This window comes from Pedobacter hiemivivus (assembly GCF_004331685.1).
GTDB classification, from domain to species: domain Bacteria; phylum Bacteroidota; class Bacteroidia; order Sphingobacteriales; family Sphingobacteriaceae; genus Pedobacter; species Pedobacter hiemivivus.
Map to the genome: position 1 here is coordinate 1 of NZ_SJSM01000013.1, position 25158 is coordinate 25158.

24 protein-coding genes are annotated in these 25158 nt (G+C 38.1%); 8 read left to right on the forward strand and 16 right to left on the reverse strand.

What is annotated here, in order from left to right; all coding sequences use genetic code 11:
• A partial coding sequence (locus EZ444_RS18165; RefSeq protein WP_205945303.1) for a transposase occupies window positions 1–576 on the forward strand: 576 nt, incomplete at its 5' end.
• A gap of 241 nt (window positions 577–817) precedes the next feature.
• Here EZ444_RS18165 and EZ444_RS18170 read toward each other — a convergent pair.
• The 4 genes from EZ444_RS18170 to EZ444_RS18185 all read right to left on the reverse strand — a co-directional run bounded on the left by EZ444_RS18170 (window position 818) and on the right by EZ444_RS18185 (window position 4631).
• Window positions 818–2203, reverse strand: a complete 1386-nt coding sequence (locus EZ444_RS18170) for a nucleoside permease (RefSeq protein ID WP_131610570.1) — start codon at window positions 2201–2203, stop codon at window positions 818–820.
• A complete protein-coding gene (locus EZ444_RS18175) occupies window positions 2193–2807 on the reverse strand; it encodes a bifunctional nuclease family protein (protein WP_131610571.1) in 615 nt (204 codons plus the stop codon). The genes EZ444_RS18170 and EZ444_RS18175 overlap by 11 nt, the downstream gene beginning before the upstream one ends.
• 71 nt (window positions 2808–2878) lie before the next feature.
• Window positions 2879–3850 carry an electron transfer flavoprotein subunit alpha/FixB family protein gene (locus tag EZ444_RS18180; protein ID WP_131610572.1) on the reverse strand — a complete coding sequence of 324 codons (972 nt, stop codon included), beginning with the start codon at window positions 3848–3850 and terminating at the stop codon, window positions 2879–2881.
• Between the two features lie 43 nt (window positions 3851–3893).
• On the reverse strand, window positions 3894–4631 hold the full coding sequence (locus tag EZ444_RS18185) for an electron transfer flavoprotein subunit beta/FixA family protein (RefSeq protein WP_131610573.1): 738 nt from the start codon (window positions 4629–4631) through the stop codon (window positions 3894–3896).
• A 90-nt stretch (window positions 4632–4721) separates the two neighbouring features.
• On the opposite strand from EZ444_RS18185, the gene EZ444_RS18190 reads away from it, so the two are divergent.
• On the forward strand, window positions 4722–5057 hold the full coding sequence (locus EZ444_RS18190; protein WP_131610574.1) for a tetratricopeptide repeat protein: 336 nt from the start codon (window positions 4722–4724) through the stop codon (window positions 5055–5057).
• Between the two features lie 27 nt (window positions 5058–5084).
• A complete protein-coding gene (gene chrA, locus EZ444_RS18195) occupies window positions 5085–6269 on the forward strand; it encodes a chromate efflux transporter (protein WP_131610575.1) in 1185 nt (394 codons plus the stop codon).
• A gap of 4 nt (window positions 6270–6273) precedes the next feature.
• On the opposite strand, the gene dnaB is transcribed toward chrA, so the two are convergent.
• Window positions 6274–7845: a replicative DNA helicase gene (gene dnaB, locus EZ444_RS18200; RefSeq protein ID WP_131610576.1), complete on the reverse strand. Its 1572-nt coding sequence runs from the start codon at window positions 7843–7845 to the stop codon at window positions 6274–6276.
• A 164-nt stretch (window positions 7846–8009) separates the two neighbouring features.
• On the opposite strand from dnaB, the gene rlmB reads away from it, so the two are divergent.
• On the forward strand, window positions 8010–8774 hold the full coding sequence (gene rlmB, locus EZ444_RS18205; RefSeq protein WP_131610577.1) for a 23S rRNA (guanosine(2251)-2'-O)-methyltransferase RlmB: 765 nt from the start codon (window positions 8010–8012) through the stop codon (window positions 8772–8774).
• Between the two features lie 24 nt (window positions 8775–8798).
• Here the strand turns inward: rlmB and EZ444_RS18210 are convergent, their stop codons facing one another.
• The 3 genes from EZ444_RS18210 to EZ444_RS18220 all read right to left on the reverse strand — a co-directional run bounded on the left by EZ444_RS18210 (window position 8799) and on the right by EZ444_RS18220 (window position 12233).
• Window positions 8799–10070 carry an Hsp70 family protein gene (locus EZ444_RS18210; RefSeq protein WP_131610578.1) on the reverse strand — a complete coding sequence of 424 codons (1272 nt, stop codon included), beginning with the start codon at window positions 10068–10070 and terminating at the stop codon, window positions 8799–8801.
• 90 nt (window positions 10071–10160) lie between these two features.
• Window positions 10161–11252, reverse strand: a complete 1092-nt coding sequence (locus EZ444_RS18215) for a mannose-1-phosphate guanylyltransferase (protein WP_131610579.1) — start codon at window positions 11250–11252, stop codon at window positions 10161–10163.
• Window positions 11253–11267: 15 nt separating this feature from the next.
• Window positions 11268–12233: a KpsF/GutQ family sugar-phosphate isomerase gene (locus EZ444_RS18220; RefSeq protein ID WP_131610580.1), complete on the reverse strand. Its 966-nt coding sequence runs from the start codon at window positions 12231–12233 to the stop codon at window positions 11268–11270.
• Window positions 12234–12322: 89 nt separating this feature from the next.
• On the opposite strand from EZ444_RS18220, the gene recQ reads away from it, so the two are divergent.
• Both recQ and kdsA read left to right on the forward strand, forming a co-directional pair.
• On the forward strand, window positions 12323–14512 hold the full coding sequence (gene recQ / locus EZ444_RS18225; RefSeq protein WP_131610581.1) for a DNA helicase RecQ: 2190 nt from the start codon (window positions 12323–12325) through the stop codon (window positions 14510–14512).
• A gap of 15 nt (window positions 14513–14527) precedes the next feature.
• Window positions 14528–15343, forward strand: a complete 816-nt coding sequence (gene kdsA, locus EZ444_RS18230; RefSeq protein ID WP_131610582.1) for a 3-deoxy-8-phosphooctulonate synthase — start codon at window positions 14528–14530, stop codon at window positions 15341–15343.
• An 8-nt stretch (window positions 15344–15351) separates the two neighbouring features.
• Here the strand turns inward: kdsA and EZ444_RS18235 are convergent, their stop codons facing one another.
• Together EZ444_RS18235 and EZ444_RS18240 are read right to left on the reverse strand one after the other, a co-directional pair.
• A complete protein-coding gene (locus tag EZ444_RS18235) occupies window positions 15352–17247 on the reverse strand; it encodes an OmpA family protein (RefSeq protein ID WP_131610583.1) in 1896 nt (631 codons plus the stop codon).
• A gap of 59 nt (window positions 17248–17306) precedes the next feature.
• Window positions 17307–17930: a 7-carboxy-7-deazaguanine synthase QueE gene (locus tag EZ444_RS18240; protein ID WP_131610584.1), complete on the reverse strand. Its 624-nt coding sequence runs from the start codon at window positions 17928–17930 to the stop codon at window positions 17307–17309.
• A 78-nt stretch (window positions 17931–18008) separates the two neighbouring features.
• Here EZ444_RS18240 and EZ444_RS18245 point away from each other — a divergent pair, with 78 nt between their 5' ends.
• Entirely contained in the window at window positions 18009–18350 is a 342-nt protein-coding gene (locus EZ444_RS18245) for a Rieske (2Fe-2S) protein (RefSeq protein WP_131610585.1), read from the forward strand.
• Between the two features lie 10 nt (window positions 18351–18360).
• Here EZ444_RS18245 and EZ444_RS18250 read toward each other — a convergent pair whose 3' ends face one another.
• Genes EZ444_RS18250 through EZ444_RS18265 form a run of 4 tightly spaced genes read right to left on the reverse strand, consistent with a single transcriptional unit; the run spans window position 18361 to window position 23088 of the window.
• Window positions 18361–19242 carry a bifunctional 5,10-methylenetetrahydrofolate dehydrogenase/5,10-methenyltetrahydrofolate cyclohydrolase gene (locus EZ444_RS18250; protein WP_131610586.1) on the reverse strand — a complete coding sequence of 294 codons (882 nt, stop codon included), beginning with the start codon at window positions 19240–19242 and terminating at the stop codon, window positions 18361–18363.
• Window positions 19243–19297: 55 nt separating this feature from the next.
• Entirely contained in the window at window positions 19298–21085 is a 1788-nt protein-coding gene (lepA, locus tag EZ444_RS18255) for a translation elongation factor 4 (RefSeq protein ID WP_131610587.1), read from the reverse strand.
• 30 nt (window positions 21086–21115) lie between these two features.
• Window positions 21116–21919 carry a nitrilase family protein gene (locus EZ444_RS18260; RefSeq protein WP_169472395.1) on the reverse strand — a complete coding sequence of 268 codons (804 nt, stop codon included), beginning with the start codon at window positions 21917–21919 and terminating at the stop codon, window positions 21116–21118.
• Between the two features lie 23 nt (window positions 21920–21942).
• On the reverse strand, window positions 21943–23088 hold the full coding sequence (locus EZ444_RS18265) for a methionine aminotransferase (RefSeq protein ID WP_131610588.1): 1146 nt from the start codon (window positions 23086–23088) through the stop codon (window positions 21943–21945).
• A gap of 68 nt (window positions 23089–23156) precedes the next feature.
• Between EZ444_RS18265 and EZ444_RS18270 the strand changes: the two genes are divergently transcribed.
• Complete coding sequence (locus tag EZ444_RS18270; protein ID WP_131610589.1) at window positions 23157–23927, forward strand: queuosine precursor transporter; 771 nt, start codon at window positions 23157–23159, stop codon at window positions 23925–23927.
• A 39-nt stretch (window positions 23928–23966) separates the two neighbouring features.
• On the opposite strand, the gene EZ444_RS18275 is transcribed toward EZ444_RS18270, so the two are convergent.
• On the reverse strand, window positions 23967–24344 hold the full coding sequence (locus EZ444_RS18275) for a GreA/GreB family elongation factor (protein ID WP_131610590.1): 378 nt from the start codon (window positions 24342–24344) through the stop codon (window positions 23967–23969).
• A gap of 360 nt (window positions 24345–24704) precedes the next feature.
• A complete protein-coding gene (locus tag EZ444_RS18280; RefSeq protein ID WP_131610591.1) occupies window positions 24705–25157 on the reverse strand; it encodes an RES family NAD+ phosphorylase in 453 nt (150 codons plus the stop codon).
• Window position 25158: the final 1 nt, after the last annotated feature.

Sequence of the window (25158 nt, forward strand, 5' to 3'; positions counted from 1 at the left end):
GAAATCAGCCAGGAGAATGGCATCAAAATAGATACAGTCATCGGAGATGGTGCCTATTCAGGCAAGGATAACCTAAAGCTAGCAGACGAGCAGAACATCAAGATCGTTGCCAAGATGGTCTCTTCTATAAGTCAGGGATTCAGAAAGGATGAAAACCTATTCGATTATAACAAAGATGCCGGTATGTTCGTGTGTCCAGCTGGACATATGGCCATCAGGAAGGCCAGACAAGGCGAGAAAAATATTGGAGAAAATCAAGCGACCACTTATTACTTCGACGTGGAAAAGTGCAAGGTCTGCCCCCTGAGGGAGAACTGCTACAAACCTGGAGCCAAGAGTAAGACTTATTCGGTAACCATAAAATCCGATCTTCACAAAGAACAGATAGCATTTCAGAAAACCGAATATTATAAGGAGAAAACTAAGGAGCGATACAAGATAGAAGCAAAGAACAGCGAGCTCAAAAACGTCCATGGATACAGACGTGCGACTTCCTATGGAATACAGAATATGGAAATGCAGGGGGCTATGGCAATTTTTACCGTAAACTTAAAAAGAATCCTAAAACTGATCTAATATTCAATAAATCTGAGTTAATCCAGTCAATTGCAACCAAAATGCTTATTTATCCTTCGAAAAAGACAGGTATATATTGATCAAAAAATCAGTATAACGAAATCTCAACTTTGTTCAATAAAAAAAACGATCAAGTAAAAAACATGTTCTACTTGATCGTTCCTTAAGCTGGCTCATAAATGAGGAACTTTTTCAGTGCCCTCTCATGATACAGCCCCCCTTTTTTTTGTTCGATCGTCATCTAGTGTACGATTTCCTCTATGGCTTTTTCTTCTGCAAGATTATGCTTGTGTTTAAACATAATGGCAAATGCAACCGTAATGATCAGTGCGTATATGGTAAAAGAGAGCCAGATATGATGCCAGTTTTTTACATCTAAGGCACGGCTCAAATCACCGTTAGACAATACACTTATGCCTTTATTTTTTAGAAATGTAAGTAAGTGTTCATTTTTAGGATCTGAATTTACAACAGTGGCTAAGGATTGGATGTCGGTATAATGTTTAGTGAAGTACTTGTCGATCATCCAGCCGGATACAAGACTACCAAATACAGCACCGAATCCATTTGTCATCATCATAAACATTCCTTGCGCCGAAGAACGCGTCTTTGGGGTAGTAGAAGTTTCAACGAAAAGAGATCCGGAAATGTTAAAGAAGTCGAACGCCATTCCGTAAACAACACAAGAAAGTACAATCATCCATAAGTTGCCTGCAGGGTCGCCAAAGGCAAAGAAGCCGAAGCGCAGCACCCAGGCTAACATCGCAATAACAATCACTTTTTTAATACCAAAACGCTTTAGAAAGAAAGGAATTGCTAAAATAAATAAGGTTTCGGAAACCTGAGAAATGGACATGATGATGGTCGAATACTTGATTACAAACGAATCTGCATAGACAGGAAATAATTTGAATTCATCAAGAAATACATCACCATAAGCATTTGTTAACTGAAGGGCACCACCTAAAAACATTGAAAAGATGAAGAATAGTGCCATTTTATAGTTAGCAAACAACTTGAAGGCTCCCAGTCCTAAAGTTTGTGCAAAGGATTTCTTTTCATCTATTAAGTTTTGAGGGCGGCATTTGGGTAAGGTGAATGCATATATTCCCAATCCAAGTGCAGCAAGACCAGCAATGTAAAATTGGTAAGCCGTAGCCTTATTTCCGGTTAGGTTGGTTGTCCACATGGCGACAATAAAGCCTATTGTACCCCATACCCTTATAGGTGGGAAATCTTTGATCACATCAAATGACCCAGATTTTAAGGTCGTATAAGATATAGAATTACTCAATGAAATGGTTGGCATGTAGAAGCACATAGCCAGTAGCATTACCCAAAAGAAGGTGTTGGGACTATCAACCTGGGGTATATAGAACAAAACTCCAGCGTATAGAATGTGAAGAATTCCATAAAGTACTTCAGCATTTACCCATTTGTCAGCAATAATACCTGTAAGCGTAGGCATAACAAGGGAAGCAAATCCCATTGTTGCAAATATGGCACCGAATTGTGTGCCATCCCATTGTTTTGTCCCGAACCAATAATTTGCGATGGTGATGAGCCATGCTCCCCAAACGAAGAATTGTAAAAAACTCATTAAGGTTAAGCGAAACTTAACGTTCATTATTTCTCTTATTTATTTCATCTCGAATGCGGGCTGCTTTTTCATAGGCTTCTTCAGTTATTGCTTCTTGAAGTTTTTGATTTAGTTCTTCTAGGCTCAAGGATTTATAACTTGATGATGGAATGGATGAAATATCTTCTGTTCCCTGTTCTTTGGATAGACTGTCGATATTTTCAAGGAAAAGAAAGTCGTTTCCTTCTATAACTATACCTGCTGAGGAAAGAATAAATTCGTAGGTATAAATTTCTGCGTTGAAACGAACTGCTAATGCAATCGCATCAGAGGTTCGAGCATCGATTTCGTGGATGGTTTTGCCATCCGTACAAATTAGTTTGGCATAAAAGACCCCTTCAACTAAATTGTAGATTAAAATCTCCTGGATTTCAATATTGTAAATTTGAGCGAAGGTTTTAAACAGATCGTGGGTTAAGGGCCTGCTCGGGGTCATCTTTTCTATTTCTATGGCGATAGCCTGCGCTTCAAACGCACCAATTATAATTGGCAGGCGTCTTCGGCCATTTACTTCTCCCAGTACAAGGGCATAGGCTCCTGATTGGGTTTGGCTATATGATAAACCAACGATGTCTAGTTTTACTTTTTTCATTATATAGCGATGTCATGTTGAGCTTGTCGAAATATCAAGGGATAGCCCGACAAGCCCAGGATGACAAAATATTACCCTTTATGTGCTTTTAATGCTTCTATTAATTTTGGTACTACTTCAAATGCATCACCAACGATCCCATAATCAGCCACTTTAAAGAAAGGAGCCTCTGGATCTTTATTGATAACAACAATTACTTTTGATGAGCTAACACCGGCTAAATGCTGGATTGCTCCTGAAATACCAATTGCAATATACAAATTTGGACTGATGGCAATACCAGTTTGTCCTACGTGTTCTTCATGTGGTCTCCAGTCAGCGTCTGATACTGGTTTAGAGCAGGCTGTTGCTGCGCCTAATAAGGAAGCTAGCTCTTCTATCATTCCCCAGTTTTCAGGGCCTTTTAATCCTCTTCCTGCTGATACAACCAATTCTGCATCAGGTAATGATATTTTGTTAGTTGCTCTAATTACTTCTTTTACAATAGCAGCAAGGTCAGTTGACTTTACCTCCGGATTGAAGGCCTCTATTGTGGCATCGGTAACATTTTCTTTAGTACCAAAAGCATTAGGGTTAAGTGCGATTACTTTTATAGCTGAAGTTAATTCGGTGATGGCAAATGCTTTTCCGGAGAAGGCAGTTTTCTTAACCAGGAATTTTCCGCCGTCAAGCTGAGGCAATTCTACAGCACCATCAACCAAACCTGCTTCAAGTTTTACTGCAATACGTGGTCCTAAGCCCTTTCCTGAGAAAGAATTAGATAACACTACTACATCTGCATTTTCTTTTTTTGCGGCTTCAGCAATTACTGCTGCGTACGCCTGGTTTACGAAGTTTTTTAATTGATCGTTTGATACATTTAAAACTTTAGAAGCCCCGTATTTACCTAATTCTTTAAGTTCGTTCTCGCCAACATTGCCAATAGAAATGGCGGTTAAATTGCTACTTTGTTTATCTGCAATGGCTTTTGCATAAGAAACTGCTTCGAATACAGACTTCTTAAACTTACCATCTACTTGCTCTACATATACTAAAACTGACATAAGATCTTTTGTTAAATGATTTTTAAATTTGAAACAGAAATGGTTAGATTACTTTTGCTTCCTGGTGCAACAGGTCAATTAATTTAGTAGCATCTTCTGCTGGCACTAATTTAACTGCTCCACGTGGGGCAGGGGTTTCAAATTGTTGTACTTTACTAAGCTGAGCGATCTCTTTCGCTTCAACAACTTGTAAAGGTTTGGTACGTGCAGACATGATACCTCTCATGTTAGGTATTTTAGGTTCAGCTGTACCCTCAGCACAACTCGCAATAAACTTGCCAGTTACTGAAATAACTTCCTTACCGCCTTCAATTTCACGTTCAATTGTTGCAGTACTTCCGTCAAAGTCTAATTTTTTAATGATAGAGATAGAAGGGATGTTCAAAAACTCGCCAATCATTGCTGCTACTTGAGAGCCGTTGTAATCGATTGACTCACGTCCGCAAAGGATCACATCAAAATCACTGCTCTTAGCGTACTCAGCGATCTGATATGCAGTAAAATAGGCGTCTCTTGGTGCCGCATTGATTCTTACCGCATCATCAGCACCTATTGCCAATGCTTTTCTTATGGTTGGTTCTGTCGCAACTTCGCCTACATTGATTACAGTCACTGTACCTTTTCCACCTTCACATAGCTCAATTGCTCTTGACAAAGCGATTTCATCATAAGGGTTTACAATAAACTGTACTCCTGAAGTATTGAATTGTGTATTATCGTTAGTAAAAGTTATTTTTGTGGTCGTGTCGGGCACGTTACTGATACAAACTAATATTTTCATAGATTTATATATTTGATTGTTAAAGGTCAGGAAGTCGTAAGACTTCAAATTGTCTTTTTGCAAATCTAATTAAAAAAGCAGGGATTTAAAATGCAAAGTACCCGATTAGCAAAGTTATTGGAGTTTTTACAAAGTGATCCTAATGATCCATTCGTATTGTATGCGTTAGCTACAGAATATAATACTTCAAATGATACTGAAAAAGCACTTGATTATTATTTGAAGTTGATTACAGACCACCCGGATTATGTAGGTACCTATTATCATCTTGGTAAACTTTATCAAAAATTAGGACAGACAGAGCCAGCGCTTGACATCTATCAGAAAGGTATGGTGGCAGCAAGAAACAAAAGAGATATGCATGCCTTTTCTGAGCTTCAGGGCGCATACAATTCGGCAGCAGGTTTAGATTATGAAGATGATTAATTAAAGCAGGTGGGCAAAAAAAGGCAATTGTTATTTATCAGAAATGTAATCCTTTTTACTTTTACCGCTTTTGGGGGGGCGCAGGCACATTTAGCCCTTTTACTGAAGTATTTTGTAATAAACATCCGGTTTGTATCTGAAGAGGAGTTGCTTGAACTTAATGCTTTGGCTCAGGTATTACCCGGACCAGCGTCTACTCAAACGCTTGTAGGTGTTGCTTATAAGGTAGGCGGGTTAAAGCTTGCGATTGTTACTTTTTTGATCTGGATTATACCATCGGCAGCGATTATGACTTTCGCAGCAATTAGTTTTGCCCGGGTTGATCATAAGGAAGAGTTTGTTGAAATTTTAGAATATATACAGCCTATTGCGTTGGGAATTGTGGCTTATGGTGCATTTAACCTGGCAAAAAGGGTACTAGTATCGCAGCTTACTATTTTTTTAGCTATTTCCGCTGCTATTGTAACATTGGTTTTGAGAAATGCTTATGTATTTCCACTCGCCATATTGATGGGTGGAATGGTTTCTTCTGCTATTGGAACGCCTACTGAAGAGAGTAATATTAGATTGAAGCTTTTTTCGAATATTAATCCGAAAAAACTGACCTACTTTTTTGGTGTGTTGCTTTTTTTAGCTTTAATGGGTGCTATTATCAATAGAACTTCGCCCTTTAGTTTACCGATCAGGTTATTTGAGAATTTTTATCGTAATGGTATTGTGATTTTTGGGGGTGGGCAGGTGCTAGTTCCTTTGATGTTTACGGAATTTGTACAAATGAAGCAGTACTTAAGCTCTTCAGGTTTTTTATCTGGATTTGCTTTGCAGCAAGCTTTACCTGGACCTACATTTTCGTTTACCAGTTATGTAGGTGCATTAACTATGAGGAATTTCGGATTTGGTGTTACTGGTCAAGTCTTGGGAGGATTGGTAGGCGTGTTAGGGATTAACTTGCCAGGGCTAATCCTTGTTTTGTTTATCGTTCCATTTTGGGAAGACCTGAAAAAAATCACGCGCATTAAATACTCTTTAACTGGTATTAATGCGGTGAGTGTGGGATTTATTATTGCTGCATTTGTGTTATTGCTTGTGCCTGTAGGCTTAAACGCAATGGCAATAGGGGTAATGATCGTTACTTTTTTGGTGCTCAATTACACCAAAATAAGCCCACCTTTTATTGTGCTTGCGGGCATCCTTTTAGGGTACTTTTTGTAGTACACTAGAAAGGAGCATCATCATGCATGTCATCCATACGTGACGGCTTAATGATTACGTTTCCTGCTGGTCTATCAAAATCCTGTGAAGGGGCCATTCCGGCACTTGGACTGTCCATTGAGAATGAAGTTGGAGCCGCAAAGCTTTCTTCTAAATCGGCAAATTTCACATATTTACCAATAAAGCGAAGTGGTACGATACCCGTTTCACCGTTACGGTGTTTAGCGATAATAACCTCACCAACACCAGCTTGAGAACGTCCTTGCTCATCTTCGGTGATACCGTAGTATTCTGGCCTGTACAAGAAAAGTACCATATCCGCATCCTGCTCAATAGATCCCGATTCACGTAAATCTGATAGCATAGGCCTTTTTCCGTTTACACCTGGTCTACTCTCCACAGCACGACTTAGCTGAGATAGTGCCAGAACCGGTACGTTTAATTCTTTGGCTACAGATTTTAAAGCCCTTGAAATACTACCGATTTCCTGCTCCCTGTTTCCACCACCACTTTGTCCTTCACCTTTACCATGCATCAGCTGCAAATAATCGATGATGATCAACTGGATGTCATACTGAGCTTTTAATCTTCTGCATTTCGCCCTGAATTCAAAGATATTTAGGGCAGGGGTATCATCTATCAGGAGTGGAGCTTCTGTAAGTCCACCTATTTTACTGTGTAATTGTTGCCATTCCCATTCTGCAAGGTTTCCCTTTCTGATTTTTTCCTGTTCAATTTCTGCTTCTCCAGAAATCAAACGATTTACCAACTGCACAGAGGACATCTCCAAGGAGAATACTACTGCCGGACGGTGGAATTGAACAGCGGCATTTCTGGCGCAGGTTAATACAAAGGCTGTTTTACCCATCGCTGGACGGGCTGCAATGATTACCAAATCTGAAGGCTGCCATCCACCGGTAATACGGTCTAGGTCCGTAAAGCCAGAAGGTACACCTGTTAAACCATCGCTCTTGCCGCGAAGCTCTTCCAGGGTGGCTAAAGATTGTTTTACAATCTCATCCATTTTTTGTGTATCTCTTCTTAAGTTGTTTTGAGCAATATCAAATAAGCCCTTTTCGGCCTGATCTAGTAGGTCGAAAATATCAGTCGTATCTTCATAAGCATTCGTTATGATCTCTGATGAGATTCGGATCAGTTCTCTTTGAATATATTTTTGAGAAACAATCCTTGCGTGATACTCAATATTGGCTGCCGAAGCAACTCTGTTTGTAAGGTTGGTAATGAAATAAGCCCCACCAATCATTTCCAATAAACCTAGTGTACGTAACTCTGACGTAACCGTTAAAATATCTACTGGCTTTGATTTTTGGAAAAGTCCCTGAATGGCTTCGAAAATTTTCTTATGCGCTTCGTGATAAAACATTTCAGGCTTAAGAATATCAATAACGGTAGAGAGCGCGTCTTTTTCAAGCATTAAGGCTCCCAAAACAGCTTCTTCAAGGTCGGTAGCCTGAGGGGGTATTCTTCCTGCAGTGCTGATTGTATTACTCAATCTATTTTTTCGTGCACTAAAGCTTGCCTTATCTTGTCCTTGGGATGCGTGATCGTTACTCATGGGTACAAAATTATACAAAAAAAAAGTCGTTTGTGTAATTCTTTATACACATTTCGACATTCCTGAATATCCGCTTTGCAATACCGTTTCGATAAATTTTTGATTTTTGCTAACAAAACTATGTGGAAAAGAATACCTATTTTTGCGCTTCAATTTAATATTTAATGGAAAATTCCAGAAGACCTTCAAGACCTAAAGAAAATAATGAATTTGTATTTGGTATACGTGCTGTAATAGAGGCTATTAAAGCTGGGAAAGAAGTAGAAAGTATATACATACAACGCGGACTAACTGGTGAGCTAATTTTAGAGCTAAAGGCCTTATTAAAAGACACTGACATTCCGGTACATAATGTGCCGATTGAAAAGCTAAACCGGATGACTCAGAAGAATCATCAGGGTGTAATTGCAGTAATTTCTGCTATTACTTTTCAAAAAATTGAAGATATAATTCCAATGATCTATGAAAAAGGTGAAGTTCCTTTGGTAATGATATTGGATGGGGTTACTGATGTGAGGAATATGGGAGCTATTGCGCGGACAGCTGCTTGTGCAGGGGTACATGCACTTATTGTGCCTTCGAAAAATTCGGCACAAATTAACGCCGATGCGATTAAGACTTCTGCTGGTGCTTTGTTTAGCATTCCGGTATGTAGACACCAAAATTTACATAAAGTAGCCTTGTATTTGCAGGATTGTGGTTTACAGATTGTAGCTTGTACTGAAAAAACAAACGATTTGATTTATGCGCCGGATTACACGGCTCCAACTGCAATTGTAATGGGAGCGGAAGATGAGGGTATCTCAAATGAGATCATGCGTATGGCTAATCACCTGGCTAAAATTCCAATGATAGGGGAGATTAGTTCTCTTAATGTATCTGTGTCGGCAGGAGTTATTCTTTATGAGGCCATCAGACAGCGACAATAGCTGACTGATGACCTGTAAAGGTTTTTATTCTTCATCAAATAAATAACCGCTGTAAGCTAATCCTTTTGCAACACTCATAAAGTTGTCGCCAGTATGGATAGGGGTAGCTGGAAATCTAGCTTCAAATAAGTTTTTAACCGCACAAACCATCGAGGTTCCGCCAGTTAAAAACAAACTGTTGATCTCTTCTGGTTTAATGTTATTGGTAGACAAAAACTCTTCCAAATAGCGACTGATCTTCGTCAAGTCTTTTTCTATAATTGTTTCGTATTGATCAATAGTAACTTCCTCATCGATCTCTATTTCCATTTTCGAATACTTAAACGTTGATGAGGTTTGTTTAGATAACTCTATCTTCGTTTTCTCTATAGACTGAAATACAGAATAACCAAGGTTATTGTCCGTCAGGGTAATAAGATTTTTAAAGATTTTATCCTGCTTAGCATAATGATAATAGGTTTGCAGATCATTTTTTATCTTTTGACCGTTAAAAAAGTTCATTTGCTCCCATGAGCAGATATTCGCAAATAGAGATACTGGTACTTTTAACATTTTTCCAGGCGCTGCTTCATACATGGTATGTTTCCCAAAATAAGGTGTTCCCTTTTCCCACATAAATGCAGAATCGAAGCTATCTCCACCGATATATATACCCCCAGTGGCTATGATGTCTTTTCTGCGGTCTTTGCTGCCAATTTTAGCTGGATCTAATTCTAGATAGGTAAAGTCAGTTGTTCCGCCACCTAAATCGGCAACTAATACCTTTTCTTGCTTATTAATGGTTTTTTCATAAGCGAAGGCAGCACCTATAGGTTCAAACTGAAATCTTACCTCGTCGAAGCCTGCATTCTCTGCTGCCTTATTCAGTCTTTTTTGTGCTAAGGCATCTTTTGATGAGTTCTCATCATCAAAAAATACTGGTCTGCCTATAACGGCTTTACGGCAATCATAGCCGGTAATTAGGTCGGCTCTGCTTTTCAATTCTTTTAAGATTAGCGTAACCAGATCCGATGCATTAAATCTTTTGTTGTGAATACGGGTTTCAATAAAGCTGCTCCTTGGTAGGATACGCTTAATCGATTTCATGAAACGGCCTTTCATCCCATCACTCAGGTAAGAGGCAATAGCTTCTTCACCAACAACATATTTTAAGGCCTCGGCAGCAGGTTGTTCGCTTTGGAAATATAAGATAGAGGGAACGATAATGGTGTCTACGATTTCTTTTTTTTCTTCATCATAGATAGACAGGGCAGAATTGGTTGTTCCAAAATCAATTCCATATAAAAACTTACTCATTGTAAAGGCAAAATGTTTAAAGGTATTAAAAAAAGACATCCGGATCTGGTTTAGCCCGGATCCGGATGTCTATAAAATTAAGTTAGAAAACTAAATGTACTTTGTTCCAAATTTGGCTTTTACGTCAGCAACTACTTGTTTAATGGTTTGCTCTTCTGTTCTTGGGCAAATCATTAGTGTATTGTTAGACTCTACAACAATATAGTCATGCAGGCCTTGTAGGATAACCAATTTATTTTTAGGCACATTGACCATGCAGTTAGAGGAGTTGAACATCATCACATGTTGTGCAGGTATTACTGCATTTCCTACGTAATCATGTTCAGCAATGTCATATATTGAGGCCCAGGTGCCTAAATCAGACCAGCCAAAGTCAGCAGGTAATACATAAACATTATCAGCTTTTTCCATAATTCCAAAGTCTATCGAAATATTGGTGCATTGCTGATAAGCATCGCTGATAAATTCTTTTTCACTTTCTGTATTGTACATTGGATTTCCCTGCAAAAATATTTCGTGCATTTCGGGAAGATGTTTAGAGAAAGCTTTATTTATAGAGTTAGCAGACCATATAAAAATTCCTGCATTCCATAAAAAATCACCACTTTGTATAAACGATTTCGCCAGGTCAATATTAGGTTTCTCTGTGAAAATTTTTACTTTGTGGATTTGGTTATCAGTTTTTAAAGTGTTTTCTACATATTGAATATAACCATATCCTGTATCCGGTCTGCTGGGTTTAATACCTAAGGTAATCAGGCAGTCATTTTCTGATGCAGCTTTTAAAGATTGTTCTATTGCTGCTATAAAAGCATCCTGATTGGTTATGGTGTGATCAGAAGGGGCAACAACTATCGTAGCATCAGGATTAAGGCTGGCAATTTTCATGGAGCCGTAAGAGATGCATGGCGCAGTGTTACGCATGATTGGCTCTGCTAGAATCTGGTTTTCATTCAGATTTGGCAATTGCTCCTTAACGATACTGGTGTAGATTTCGTTGGTAACGACAAAAATATTCTCGGGTGGACATATTTTTAAAAAACGTTCGTAAGTACTCTGAATCAGTGTCTTTCCGACACCAAAGAAATCAATGAATTGCTTTGGAAAATCAGTTCTACTTACTGGCCAAAAACGGCTGCCAACTCCACCAGCCATTATTAATGCGTAATTATTTTTATTCATGCTAATTAGAAAGTGTTAAATTATGCCTTCTTGTAATAGATCGTGCAAATGTACGATACCAAAGTAATTTCCAGCATCAGTAACTAATAATTGAGTGATATTGTTTTCTTTTATAATCTCAAGTGCATGAATTGCTAATTGATCTTTCTCAATTCTTTTGGGATTTGGGTTCATTAAGTCGCTCGCTTTTATATTGGTTAAATCTGAATGTTTTTGAAGCATCCTTCTGATGTCTCCATCTGTAATTATGCCTAAGATAACATCTTCCTCAACAACAACTACTGTACCTAAACGGTTTTGACTAATTTCTATGATGACATCTTTTACAGATGCATCAGGACTAATAGATGGTTTTTGGTTTTTTACGGCTAGATCTCCAGTTCTTAAATATAGTTTTTTGCCTAACGAACCGCCTGGGTGATATTTAGCAAAATCCTGCTCATTGAAATCTCGTGAATGTAACAAACATATCGCAAGCGCATCGCCCATGGCGAGCTGAGCGGTTGTACTAGTCGTAGGAGCAAGGTTATGTGGACAAGCTTCCTTTTCAACATAGGTATTTAATACAAGATCAGCCTGTCTGGCTAACTCAGAGTTTAGCTGGCCGATCATGCCAATCATGGTGTTACCTGATTGCTTAAGTAAGGGGGCAAGTACTTTTATTTCTGGTGTATTTCCACTTTTGGATATGCAGATCACAATGTCATTTTTTTGGATCATGCCGAGGTCGCCATGGACGGCATCTGCGGCATGCATAAAAATGGCTGGTGTGCCTGTAGAGTTAAAAGTTGCAACGATTTTTTGCGCAATAATGGCGCTTTTGCCAATTCCTGTGACGATCACACGGCCCTGACTTTCGATAATTAGGTTAACTGCCTTAACAAAATCATCATTTATGTTCTTAATTAAGCCTAAAATGGCCTCAGCTTCCAACTGTAACGTGCTGACCCCAGCCTCGATAATAGATTTTTTACTTTTCAAACAGAATTAATTAGTATATTGATGCTTTGAATTAGTGCAAAATTATGTTATTTTGAAGTAAAAATAGCACTGAATATTTTATACACGAAATGGATGTGAAAAAGTCGTTGTTTGACAACTTACAAACCTTTTTTGGTTTTGACAATTTTAAGGGTGATCAGGAGTCAATTATAACCAATGTTCTTGAGAAGAAGAATACATTTGTGATCATGCCTACAGGTGGGGGAAAATCCATATGTTATCAGTTACCAGCATTGATGAATGAAGGAACTGCAATTGTTATATCCCCTTTAATCGCTTTGATGAAAAATCAGGTGGATCAACTGAGGGCTTTTGGTGGGAGTGATAGTATTGCACATTTCTTAAATTCGTCTTTAAATAAGACCGAAATTGCCCAGGTTAAAAGTGATTTATTAAGTGGACAGACCAAGTTACTGTATGTAGCTCCTGAGTCGCTTTCTAAACAGGATAATATTGATTTCCTTAGATTAATTAAAATATCTTTTGTAGCGGTAGATGAGGCTCACTGTATTTCTGAGTGGGGACATGATTTTAGACCTGAATACCGTAAGATTAGACAGGTAATCAGTGGTTTGGGTGATGATATTCCTATTATTGCACTAACTGCAACTGCTACTCCTAAGGTTCAACAGGATATCATTAAAAACCTTCAGATGAGTGATGCCACCTTGTTTAAGTCTTCATTTAACAGGCCTAACTTATTTTACGAGATCCGTCCCAAGCGTGACGTACTTAAAGAGATCATCAGGTACATTAAATACAATACAGGGAAATCTGGCATCATCTATTGTTTAAGCCGAAAAAAGGTTGAAGAAGTTGCTGAATCATTAAACCTGAACGGGATAAAGGCTCTACCTTATCATGCTGGTCTGGAACCAAAAGTAAGAGCAGACACTCAAGATAAGTTCTTGATGGAAGATGTAGAAGTCATTGTAGCTACTATCGCTTTTGGAATGGGAATTGACAAACCGGATGTTCGTTTTGTAATCCACCATGATATTCCAAAAAGTATGGAAGGCTATTATCAGGAGACTGGTAGGGCTGGCAGAGATGGTGGTGAAGGCGTTTGTATTGCCTTTTACGCGCAGAAGGATGTAGATAAGCTGGCCAAGTTTATGAAAGATAAGCCGGTATCGGAACGAGAGATCGGCACACAAATACTAAAGGAGGTAATTGATTATGCTGAATCTGGCGTTTGCCGGAGAAAGCAAATTCTTCATTATTTTGGGGAGAACTTTAACGAAACCGGTTGTAATTGCATGTGTGACAACTGTAAAAAGCCTAAAAAGTTATTTGAAGCTGAGGAGTCGCTGCAAGTGCTTTTAAAACTGATCCAGAAAATAGGAGAGAAATTTGATGATACTCACATCATTAATGTCTTAATGGGATTAGAAACCGCGCAAACCATAGCTTACGAACATAGTAAGTTGCCTGAATTTGGCTTAGGTGTTGTTGAAGGCGAGAATTACTGGAAATCGTTGGTTAGACAAGCTGTATTAAATAACTTCCTTTCAAAGGATATTGACAATTACGGATTGCTAAGCTTAACCAACAATGGTCGTGGCTTCGTAGAAAATCCATACAGTCTTAAATTTATATTGAACGAGCCTATTGAGAGTGCCGCTGATGACGATGAGGATGATGTGAAGCATGGCACGGGGACTTTAGATATCCAGTTGCTGCAATTGCTGAAAGATCTACGTAAGAAAATAGCCAAGCAGAAAAATGTACCTCCGTTTGTTGTTTTTCAAGATCCATCATTAGAGGAGATGTGTACGCATTACCCGATTGCCATGGATGAGCTCAAACAAATTTCTGGTGTCGGTAACGGTAAGGCCCTAAAGTTTGGGGCACCATTTCTTGAGTTGATCAAGAAGTATGTTGAAGATAATGATATTGAACGTCCGATAGATTTAATCATTAAAACTCAGGCAAATAAATCGCAGTTAAAAGTATCCATCATTCAGAATATTGATAGAAAAATTGGCCTGGAAGATATTGCCAGAGCTAAAGGGATTACCTATGATGATATCTTAAAAGAGATTGAAGCCATTGTGAATTCTGGAACCAAATTGAACTTGAATTATTTTGTTGATGAAGTAATTGATGAAGATCGTCAGGATGAGGTCTTTGATTATTTTCAATCGGCCGAAAATGATTCAATTGATGAAGCATTAAGAGAATTGGGCGAAACAGATTATTCACGTGAAGAGATACAGCTGATGCGTATTAAATTCATGTCCGAATTAGGTAATTAATAGTAAAAGATTAGAATGATAAACCTTTCATTAGATAAATTAAAACATACAAACTCTGGTAATTTCTTTTTAATGGCTGGGCCATGTGCTATAGAAGGAGAAGATATGGCCATGCGAATTGCTGAGAAGATCATAACCATTACTGATAAGCTGGAAATTCCGTTTATTTTTAAAGGTTCATATCGTAAAGCAAATCGTTCTAAAGGCGGTTCTTTTACTGGTATTGGAGATGAAAAAGCGCTTAGAATACTAGAAAAAATAGGGCAGACTTTTAATGTACCTACAGTTACTGATATTCACGAAAGTGGAGAGGCAGCTATGGCAGCGGCATATGTTGATGTTTTGCAGATTCCTGCCTTTTTGTGTCGCCAAACAGATTTGCTAATTGCAGCTGCAAAGACCAATAAAGTGGTCAATGTGAAAAAAGGGCAATTCCTTTCTGCCGGCTCAATGAAGTTTGCTGTCGAAAAGATTGTAGAATCTGGAAATGATAGGGTAATTCTTACCGACAGGGGGAACACGTTTGGTTATCAGGATTTAATCGTTGATTACCGTGGACTTCCTGAGATGCAGAGCTTTGGGGTTCCTGTAGTAATGGATTGTACGCACTCCTTACAACAGCCTAATCAAAGCTCTGGCGTTACAGGCGGTAAACCTGAATTGATTGAAACTATTGCAAAAGCAGCAATAGCCGTAGGAGCAGATGGGTTGTTTATTGAGACACATCCCGATCCTGCAAATGCTAAATCGGATGGTGCAAATATGCTTCATCTGGATTTACTGGAGCAATTATTAGTTAAATTAGTTAGAATAAGAAAAGCGGTTATTTAACCGCTTTTTTAGATTTTAGTAATGACAAAAGAGGTTCTTCTGTTTTGTTTTCTCTGTGTTTCTGTATCGTTAGGAGCAATTGGTTTGGTTTTTCCATAACCTTTAAACGTTAATCTTTCCCGATCAATTTCTGCTTCAATAAGGTAATCATAAACAGCTTTAGCACGTTGTAAAGATAGTTTTTCGTTCTGTTGGTCATTACCAATATTGTCGGTGTGGCCTTGAACTTCTATCTGCAGACTTGGATTGTTTTTGAGTAAATCTTTAAGCGTACTGAGTTCTGTTAAAGAGGCTGGTAAAAGTGCATACTCGTTGGTATTGAAGAAAATATTCTTTAACACCATGTTCTTTCCAGCTGTCAGCTTTTCAAGGGAGACCGTTACAAGGAAAGGTTTGTTCCCATAAGCACTGTCTAGCTGATAGTTTTCCGAGTAAAAAAGATAACCATTTGCAGTTACGTTAAAAGCATAATCTCCTCCAATAGGCATTACAGCCAGAAAGTCACCAGTTTCTTTAGAGGTCATGTCATTGTATGCTATTCTACCTGTTTTTAAATTGACTATTTGAACATTAGCCTCTAAAAATGCATTATTCACTTTGTCCGTTACAATTCCCTTTACATATGTAATCGGGAGTGGCTTTTTATTGTGAGGTATTTTAAACTGATAAATATCCATATCACCAAAACCACCCTTTAAATTAGAAGAAAACAAACCCGATGAACCATCCGGTGTAACAATTAAACCTGTCTCTTCATTAAAAGTATTAATAGGGTAACCTAGGTTTTCTGGTTTTGACCATTTGCCATTTTCGTCGGCACGACTCATAAAAATATCCTTATTCCCCATTCCTGGCCACCCATCTGAAGAAAAGTATAATGTTTTTCCATCGGGATGAAGAAAAGGTGTGTGCTCATCGTAAGGTGTGTTAATTTCCGGACCTAGATTTTCGGGAACACTCCAGTAACCATCAGCTTTTAATGAACTTTTCCAAATGTCGTAACCACCCAGACCACCCGGCCTGTTGCTTACAAAATATAAAGTACCACCATCGGGACTGATAGCAGGTTGCGACTCCCAATATGGGGAATTAATTGGAGCACCCAGATTAAATGGCTCTCCCCATTCTTTCCCGCTTTTATGACTGACATAAATGTCGCAGCGACCTAGTCCATCTGGTCTGTTGCAGCCTGTGAAAAACAAGTATAAGCCATCGGGTGTAATGGATTGGGCGCCTTCATTGTATTTTGATGTATTGATTTTGTCGCTTAGTGGAACTGGGCTGCCCCATGATTTATCCTTCAGTGCCGAAATAAAAAAATCTTCATTTCCTTCAATATTCCTGCTAAAAATCAGTTGAGTTCCATCGGCGGTGATAGAAGGAAAGTAATCACGATAAGTTGAATTGATTTCAGAACCTATATTTATTGGCTCATATTTTACGGGATGCTTCAATGCCTCAATGGCAAATTCACAATCTTTTAAATATTTTTTAGCCCTGTTCATAAAGTCGGGATCTGTACCCTTATAGGTTTTTATAAATTGGTTAATGTTTTTTAAGGCATTTTCGTAATCTCCGCTAAAAATTTCTGCCTCGGCAAAGCCATAATAAACCCTTGGTTCTGGATTGCCACCCAAAGCCAGTGCATTGGCGTAATTTTGTTTTGCTAGCTCATAAGATTTAAGCCTACGGTTGATATCAGCAAGTTGTATAAATGCGAACTGAAAACCAGGATCAGCTTTAACCGCTTCTTGAAGTAAGGTAATGGCCTGATCATAATTGTCGGCCCTAAGGAAGTCTTGCGCCTTATCAAAATTAGTCTGTGCTTTTTTTACAGTAGAGGTTTGAGCACCAGCAACTTGAATGATAAAACATAGGAAGAGTAAAAGCGTAGTTTTCTTCATCAATGCTACTAAATAGATTAACTATGATGCTAAATGTAGCGAAAAAATAAATAAGCGAGTTAAGGGATGTTTAAAAATTTATGGGTTTGTAATGAGATTTCCCATTTAGGATTAGCCATAACATAATCGATAATCAAAGGTGTGATTTCTTTTGATTTTGACCATTCAGGTTGCAAATATAGTTTGCACTGAGGTGAAACGGTCACGGCGTATTTTTCAGCCCATTCAAAATCACTTTTATTAAATACGATTACTTTCAACTCATTAGCAAATGGAGTGATATCAGGACGAGGAGCTTTGAACTTTTTAGGGGATAAACAGATCCAATCCCATTCGCCCGAAAGAGGGTAGGCCCCAGATGTTTCAATAAAGGTTAATATCCCTTTTTTACGAAGTTCCTTTGTCAGGTAGTCCAGGTTATAAATTAATGGTTCACCACCAGTAATCACTACAGCTTTTCCAGGGAAGCTATCTGCTTTTGTAGCAATATCGTCAGATAAAGTAAGTGGATGTAACTCTGCATCCCAGCTTTCTTTTACATCACACCAGTGACAGCCGACGTCACAACCGCCTAAGCGGATAAAGTAAGCGGCTTTTCCGGTATTAAATCCTTCTCCCTGTATCGTGTAAAATTCTTCCATTAAAGGAAGTAGTGTGCCGTCTTCTGGTATTTGATGTGCCATATTTAAGAATTGCAAAGGTAAATAAATATCAATCAAAATGAGAATATATGTATCTTAAGCTCAATATATGACTGACCTATGAATAAATTGATTTGGCATAAAATTGATACAGGAATTGAGAAAGGGGAATTTGTTAAGCAAATTATTGTTGATGGAAAAAAACTATGCTTGGTAAGTCATAAGGATGAGTTTTTCGTTGTGCAAAATTATTGTCCTCATGCAGGAGGTGTTTTGAGTGGTGGTTGGTGCAAAAATGGATATTTGATTTGTCCAATTCATCGCTGGGAGTATAATTTACATACTGGCATGGGCGCAGAAGGACAGGGGGATTATATTGAGAAGTACCCTGTAGAAATAAAACCCGACGGGTTGTACGTCGGGTTTAAAAAAAGTTGGATTAAAAGGCTTTTTGGTAGTTAAATTAATCGCCTTAGCTATAAATTTCTCCTTTTGCAGAAGCTAGTGTGTTTTTAAGTAAACCTACAATAGTCATTAAGCCTACACCTCCGGGAACCGGAGTGATCCATGAAGATTTAGGGGCCACATTTTCAAAATCAACATCACCATATAGCTTGTAACCAGATTTAGTCTGATCTGAAGTCTCTCTGTTTATACCAACATCAATGATGATAGCACCTGGTTTCACCATATCAGCCGTTACGAAGTTCTTTTTGCCAATTGCTGCGACAATGATGTCAGCCTGTAGTGCCAATTCTTTTAAATTAGCCGTTTTACTATGTGTAAGCGTTACAGTACAGTTGCCTGGATTTGCATTACGTGCCATTAAAATACTCATTGGACTGCCAACAATATTGCTTCTGCCCACCACTACACAATGTTTACCCGTAGTGTCTATTTGGTAAGCTTGTAGCATTAGTAAGATACCATAAGGCGTAGCAGGAATAAAGCAAGGAAGATTACGCATCATTCTGCCTAAGTTCACAGGATGGAAACCATCTACATCTTTACGGTAATCTATTTTTTCAGTTACTTTTTCCGGATCGATATGTTTAGGCAACGGAAGTTGTACGATTAAGCCGTCAACACCTGCATCCTGATTGATCTCTTCAATTTTCTGTAGTAATTCCTCTTCTGTTACTGTAACCTCATATCTGATCAGCGAAGATTGGAATCCAACCTTTTCACAGTTTTTCATTTTACTAGCAACATAAGTTTCACTACCACCGTCATTACCAACTAAAATTGCTATCAGATGTGGTTTCCTACCACTCTTAGCTAAAAAATCTGCAGCTTCAACTGCTATTTCCTGTTTTATTTTTTCAGATGCGAATTTTCCGTCTAGTAATTGCATGTAGTGATCGTGTTGTTTTTTGGTTATAAATTTAGGTAAAGTTAAATGTAGGAGCTTAATCCAGTTTAAGTACCGCCATAAAGGCCGTTTGAGGAATTTCTACGTTTCCAACCTGACGCATACGTTTCTTTCCTTGTTTCTGTTTTTCAAGTAACTTACGCTTACGAGAAATATCTCCACCGTAACATTTGGCGGTAACATCTTTACGTAAAGCACTAAGCGTTTCGCGGGCAATAACTTTTGCACCAATAGATGCTTGTATCTTAATTTCGAATTGTTGACGAGGGATTAATTCTCTCAGTTTCTCACAAATTTTCTTTCCAAAATCGTAAGCATTACTACGGTGAATCAATGAAGATAAAGCATCCACAGGCTCTTCATTTAATAACACATCCAGTCTTACTAAATCCGACTTGCGATAACCAATCTGATGATAATCAAATGATGCATAACCTTTGGAAATCGTTTTTAATTTATCATAAAAGTCGAATACAATTTCACCCATTGGCATTTCAAAAACCAATTCTACCCGGTCTGATGTGAGGTAAGACTGATTTGCAATGATTCCCCTTTTCTGAATACAAAGTGACATTACCGGTCCAACAAATTCGGCTTTAGTAATGATATTTGCTTTTATAAAAGGTTCTTCCACGGAATCCAATTTACTTGGATCTGGTAAATCAGATGGATTGTTTACAATAACTTTATCGCCCTTGGTGGTGTATGCAATATAAGATACGTTGGGTACGGTTGTAATAACCGTCATGTCAAATTCACGCTCCAAACGTTCCTGGATAATCTCCATGTGCAACATGCCAAGGAATCCGCAACGGAAACCAAAACCTAATGCCGCAGAGCTTTCTGGTTCGAAAACGATAGAAGCATCATTCAATTGCAACTTGTGCATTGCCTCACGCAATTCTTCAAATTCGTCAGTATCAACAGGGTAAATACCAGCAAAAACCATTGGCTTAACCTCTTCAAAACCTTGAATTGACACCAATGATGGTCTATCAACGGTAGTAATTGTATCACCAACTTTTACCTCACGAGCTTCTTTGATCCCGGAAATAATATAACCTACATCACCAGTTTTAACAACTTTACGGGGCGACATATCCAGTTTCAGGATACCAACTTCGTCAGCTAAATATTGTTTACCAGTGTTTATGAATTTAACTTTGTCGCCCTTTTTAATTTCACCATTTACTACTTTATAGTAAGCGATGATTCCTCTGAAAGGGTTAAAAACTGAATCGAAAATTAGGGCTTGTAAAGGTGCATCAGGGTCACCCACAGGAGCAGGGACACGATCTACAATAGCCTGAATGATATCTGGAATACCAAGCCCCGTTTTACCCGATGCTGGAATAATATCTTCACGTTTACATCCTATTAAATCAATAATCTGGTCTTTCACTTCCTCAGGCATTGCCCCAGGTAAATCCATCTTATTTAAAATTGGGATAATTTCAAGGTCGTGTTCTAATGCTAAGTATAAGTTTGAAATTGTTTGCGCCTGAATTCCCTGAGAGGCATCAACAATAAGCAAGGCACCTTCGCAAGCTGCGATAGAACGCGAAACTTCGTAAGAAAAATCTACGTGTCCAGGTGTATCAATCAGGTTGAAATTGTATTCAATTTCACCAACCTTGTAATTCATTTGTATGGCGTGGCTTTTTATTGTGATCCCACGCTCACGTTCTAAATCCATATTGTCAAGCAACTGAGCTTGAGACTCACGTTGAGAAATGGTATTAGTGTATTCTAATAGACGGTCAGCTAAAGTGCTTTTTCCGTGATCAATATGTGCAATTATGCAAAAATTACGTATGTGCTTCATCAGTGGCGCAAATATAGCATTTTGCCTTGATTATACGATATTAAACTGATCAGCATCTTTTAAGAAAGGGAAACTTCTACGGGTTTTTACCAATTCTTCGTAGCCAATGCTAAAAGTGTACAGGTCTTCATCCTCGGGTTTATAATAAACGGTTTTGCCCATTGGATCAATACACATAGAGTGCCCACTATGATAAACCTCTTTGCCATCATGGCCAATCCTATTGGCTGCAATTACATAGCTTTGGTTTTCAATTGCTCTGGCGGGAATTAGTGCCTTCCAGTGTGCTGATCGTTTATCAGGCCAGCTGGCGATTAACAATAAGATGTCGTATTCTTCATTTTGATTACGTAACCAAACCGGAAAACGAAGGTCGTAACAGATTGCTAAACGTATTTTCCAACCCTTTAATTCCACGATAACTTTATCTTTTCCTGGAGTATATGTTTTATCTTCATCACCCAATCCAAATAAGTGCCTTTTGTCATAGTGACTGGAATCGCCGTTTGGCAGCATCCAGATCAGGCGGTTATAATAATTCCCATTTTCTTTAATGATCAGACTTCCGGTAACTACGCAATCATATTTATTGGCTATTGAGTGCATCCATTGCATAGTTTTTCCATTCATTTCTTCTGCAAGTTCGGCGGCATTCATGCTGAAGCCTGTGTTGAACATTTCAGGTAAAACAATTAGATCCGTTTTTTCCTTTACACCAGATGATAGTCTTAAAGTAAGGTTTTGCAGGTTTTTATCAATATTTTCCCAGAACAGGTATGCCTGAAAAATAGTAACTTTAAGGTTATTTATGTTTAAGTAATTTGGGCTATCCATTATTCTAATTTATAGGGATTAAATTATAATTTCATTAGTCTTTCAACGGCTTTTTCCAGTGTTTCTTGCTTTTTTGCAAAACAAAATCGCAATACCTGATGATCTGTACTCCTAATATAGAAGGCTGAAACAGGGATACTAGCGACACCATATTCTTTAACCAGCCTTATAGCCATGTCTGTATCCTTTTCTTTATTTAGGTGAGCATAGCTAACACATTGGAAATAAGATCCGTTACAAGGTAGTAATTTAAAGTTGGTTTCCATGAGCAGGGAGCGGAAGAAATCTCGTTTCTGTTGAAAGAACCCAGGAAGGCTTGTGTAAGTCTCCGGATCTTTGAGGTAGTTGGCAATTCCCAGTTGCATAGGAGTATTTACACTAAAGACATTAAATTGGTGTACTTTTCTAAATTCCTTCATTAGTTGTTCGGGAGCAAGGCAATACCCCATTTTCCAACCCGTGGCATGCAGTAGTTTTCCAAATGACGCCACAATAAAGCTTCTTTCTCTTAATTCAGGGTATAAAGCAATGCTTCGATGTTTATTGTCATCAAATATAATGTGTTCATATACCTCATCACTTAAAATCAAGATGTCAGTGTTCTTGGTTAATTTAATCAGTGCTTTTATGTCTTTTTCTGATAGAGTACAGCCTGTAGGGTTTTGCGGGCTGTTCAGGATAATCATTTTAGTGTTAGCTGTAAATAGTTTTTTAACCATTTCCCAGTCTATTTCATAATTGGGCGGAGCCAGTTCGTAAGGCTTACACAAGCCCCCTAATAATTTAATAGCTGGGGCATAACAATCATAAGCAGGTTCGAAAATGATCACCTCATCGCCAGAATTAATGCAAGAGCTTAAAGCTGTAAAAATTGCCTGAGTACCACCTGCAGTAATCGTTACTTCAGTATCTGGATGGTAACTGGCTCCATATAAATTACTGACTTTCTCGGCAATCAGTTCTCTAAGAACTGGTAAACCCGGCATTGGAGCATATTGGTTAAAGCCTTTTTGCATGGCATCGTTCACAAAATTTAATAGTTTGGGATTGCAATCGTAGTCAGGGAAACCCTGAGACAAGTTAATTGCTTTATGCTCTTCTGCTAATTTCGACATTACAGTAAATATAGTAGTGCCGGTGTGTGGTAATTTTGAATTTATTGATATCATGTTACAGCGAAAATAGAAATAATATTTTATCACCTTATGTCAGATTTATTTAATAATTTCAACCTGCTATGAGTTTTAAAACAAAAGAGAGTAAGTTATTGCTCGTTCTTGGGAGCTTTTTTGTAGCTAATGCCATATTATCAGAGTTTATAGGAGTAAAGATCTTTACGGTAGAGGGAACCCTGGGAATCAAGCAATTTGACATTAGTTTATTGGGTGTACCTAATTTATCTTTTAACATGTCGGCGGGAGTGTTAACCTGGCCTTTGATATTTATCATGACTGATATTATTAACGAATATTATGGCGTTAGGCAGGTTCGTTTTTTATCTGTATTGACCGCCATTTTAATTTCCTATGCTTTTATTGTAGTAGGGGCAGCCATGCATCTTACACCCTCAGGTTTTTGGATAAATCAAAATATTAACGGACAACAAGTGAATATGAATGCTGCATTTGCGGGTATATTTGGGCAGGGAATGTGGATTATTGTTGGTTCTGTAATTGCTTTTTTAGTGGGCCAGATAGCTGATGTAGTTATTTTTCATCGCATTAAGGTGATTACTGGTGATAAAGCTTTATGGTTGCGTGCCACTGGTTCAACAGTTGTTTCACAATGTATTGATAGTTTTGTAGTAATCTTTATCGCATTCTATTTGAATCCGCAATACCACTGGAGTTGGCAAATGGTAGCCGCGATCGGTTTGGTTAATTATACATATAAGTTTATTGTAGCCATTTTAATGACACCTTTACTGTACCTGGTGCATGGTATTATTGATAATTTCTTAGGAAAGGACCTGGCGCAACGAATGATTAAAATGGCTGGAAGGAGATAGGGCGGTTCCCAATATCTCCTGAGTGATGTTTTAAGCCAATTAGAGTCTGTTAACTTCAAGAATTTTGAATTCCTGTATACCATCAGGCATTTCCCAATTGATACTGTCGCCTGTTCTGTAGCCAAATAAGGCAATGCCTATTGGTGCGAATACAGATACTTTTTGAACTTTGATATTTGCTTCTTCGGGCATGACTAGCTTAAATGTAAATTCTTTTCCTGATTTTACATTTGCTATCCTGGCTTCCGATTTTAAACATACAACATCTGATGGGAGCTCGTCTTCAGAATAAATTGTGGCTGCTTTTAGCTCTGCTTGTAGTTTTTCTTTATTGTAAGCGCTCATATTTGATTTTTCCAAATGCTCTTTTAAAAGTTTGAAGTCGCTTTTTGACAGTGATAATGATTTTGTTTCCATGATTTATATGTATTAATATAATTATTGAACTAGGCTCAAACGCAAACTGAACGATAACCCGATTTACAGGCTGCTATAATGCTCCGTTAAAAAAATGTATAGAATAGTTTATCAGAAAAAATCTGAGCCCCTGAATCGAAGAAGGTAAAAGGAATGATTCGGGGCTTAAATGATAAAGTCCTTACTCGTGATTTGAAAGGTGAAGCCTAATGGATAGTTTTCTCTAAAAAACTTTTTGAATAGGGCATAGGCCTGCAATTGACTTTTATTGTAAGTCACCACTAAAGCTTTATGAATCCCTTTTTGTTCCATTTTTGCTAATGTCGTCAGCTTTTTCTAAAATTCAAAGTAAAATGAATATTATGACATTTTTATCCTTTTATCAAAAATGAAATCCTCGGATTTTAACAATTTGATAGACTTGAAATCCGGATGGAGTGGATTGATGATGTAATTGTATTCGGCATGGATGATGGAAGATGGAACTTTTAGGATAGCAGATTTTTTTTCCTTTACCCAATCTTCCCCTAATTTTTGAGTAATTGGTATTTGACTAAATTCGGTCCAGTTTGCTGGGAGTTTTTTTTGTTCAATAGTCAGAATACAGAGGTCATCCGGTATTACAATGGTCATTACTTTAAAAAGATGGTTCAATCCAACCTGATTTCTGTGAACCACATTTTCGAGGCAAGCTAGCGAACGTGAGCCTGCAGTGTAGATCATTTCAACATCATTGGGATTCCATCGGGCAGCTCTGCCCGAGGCGTTTAATGTAGTCGCATATTTAGCTAGTGCAATACGGAATACCTGCATA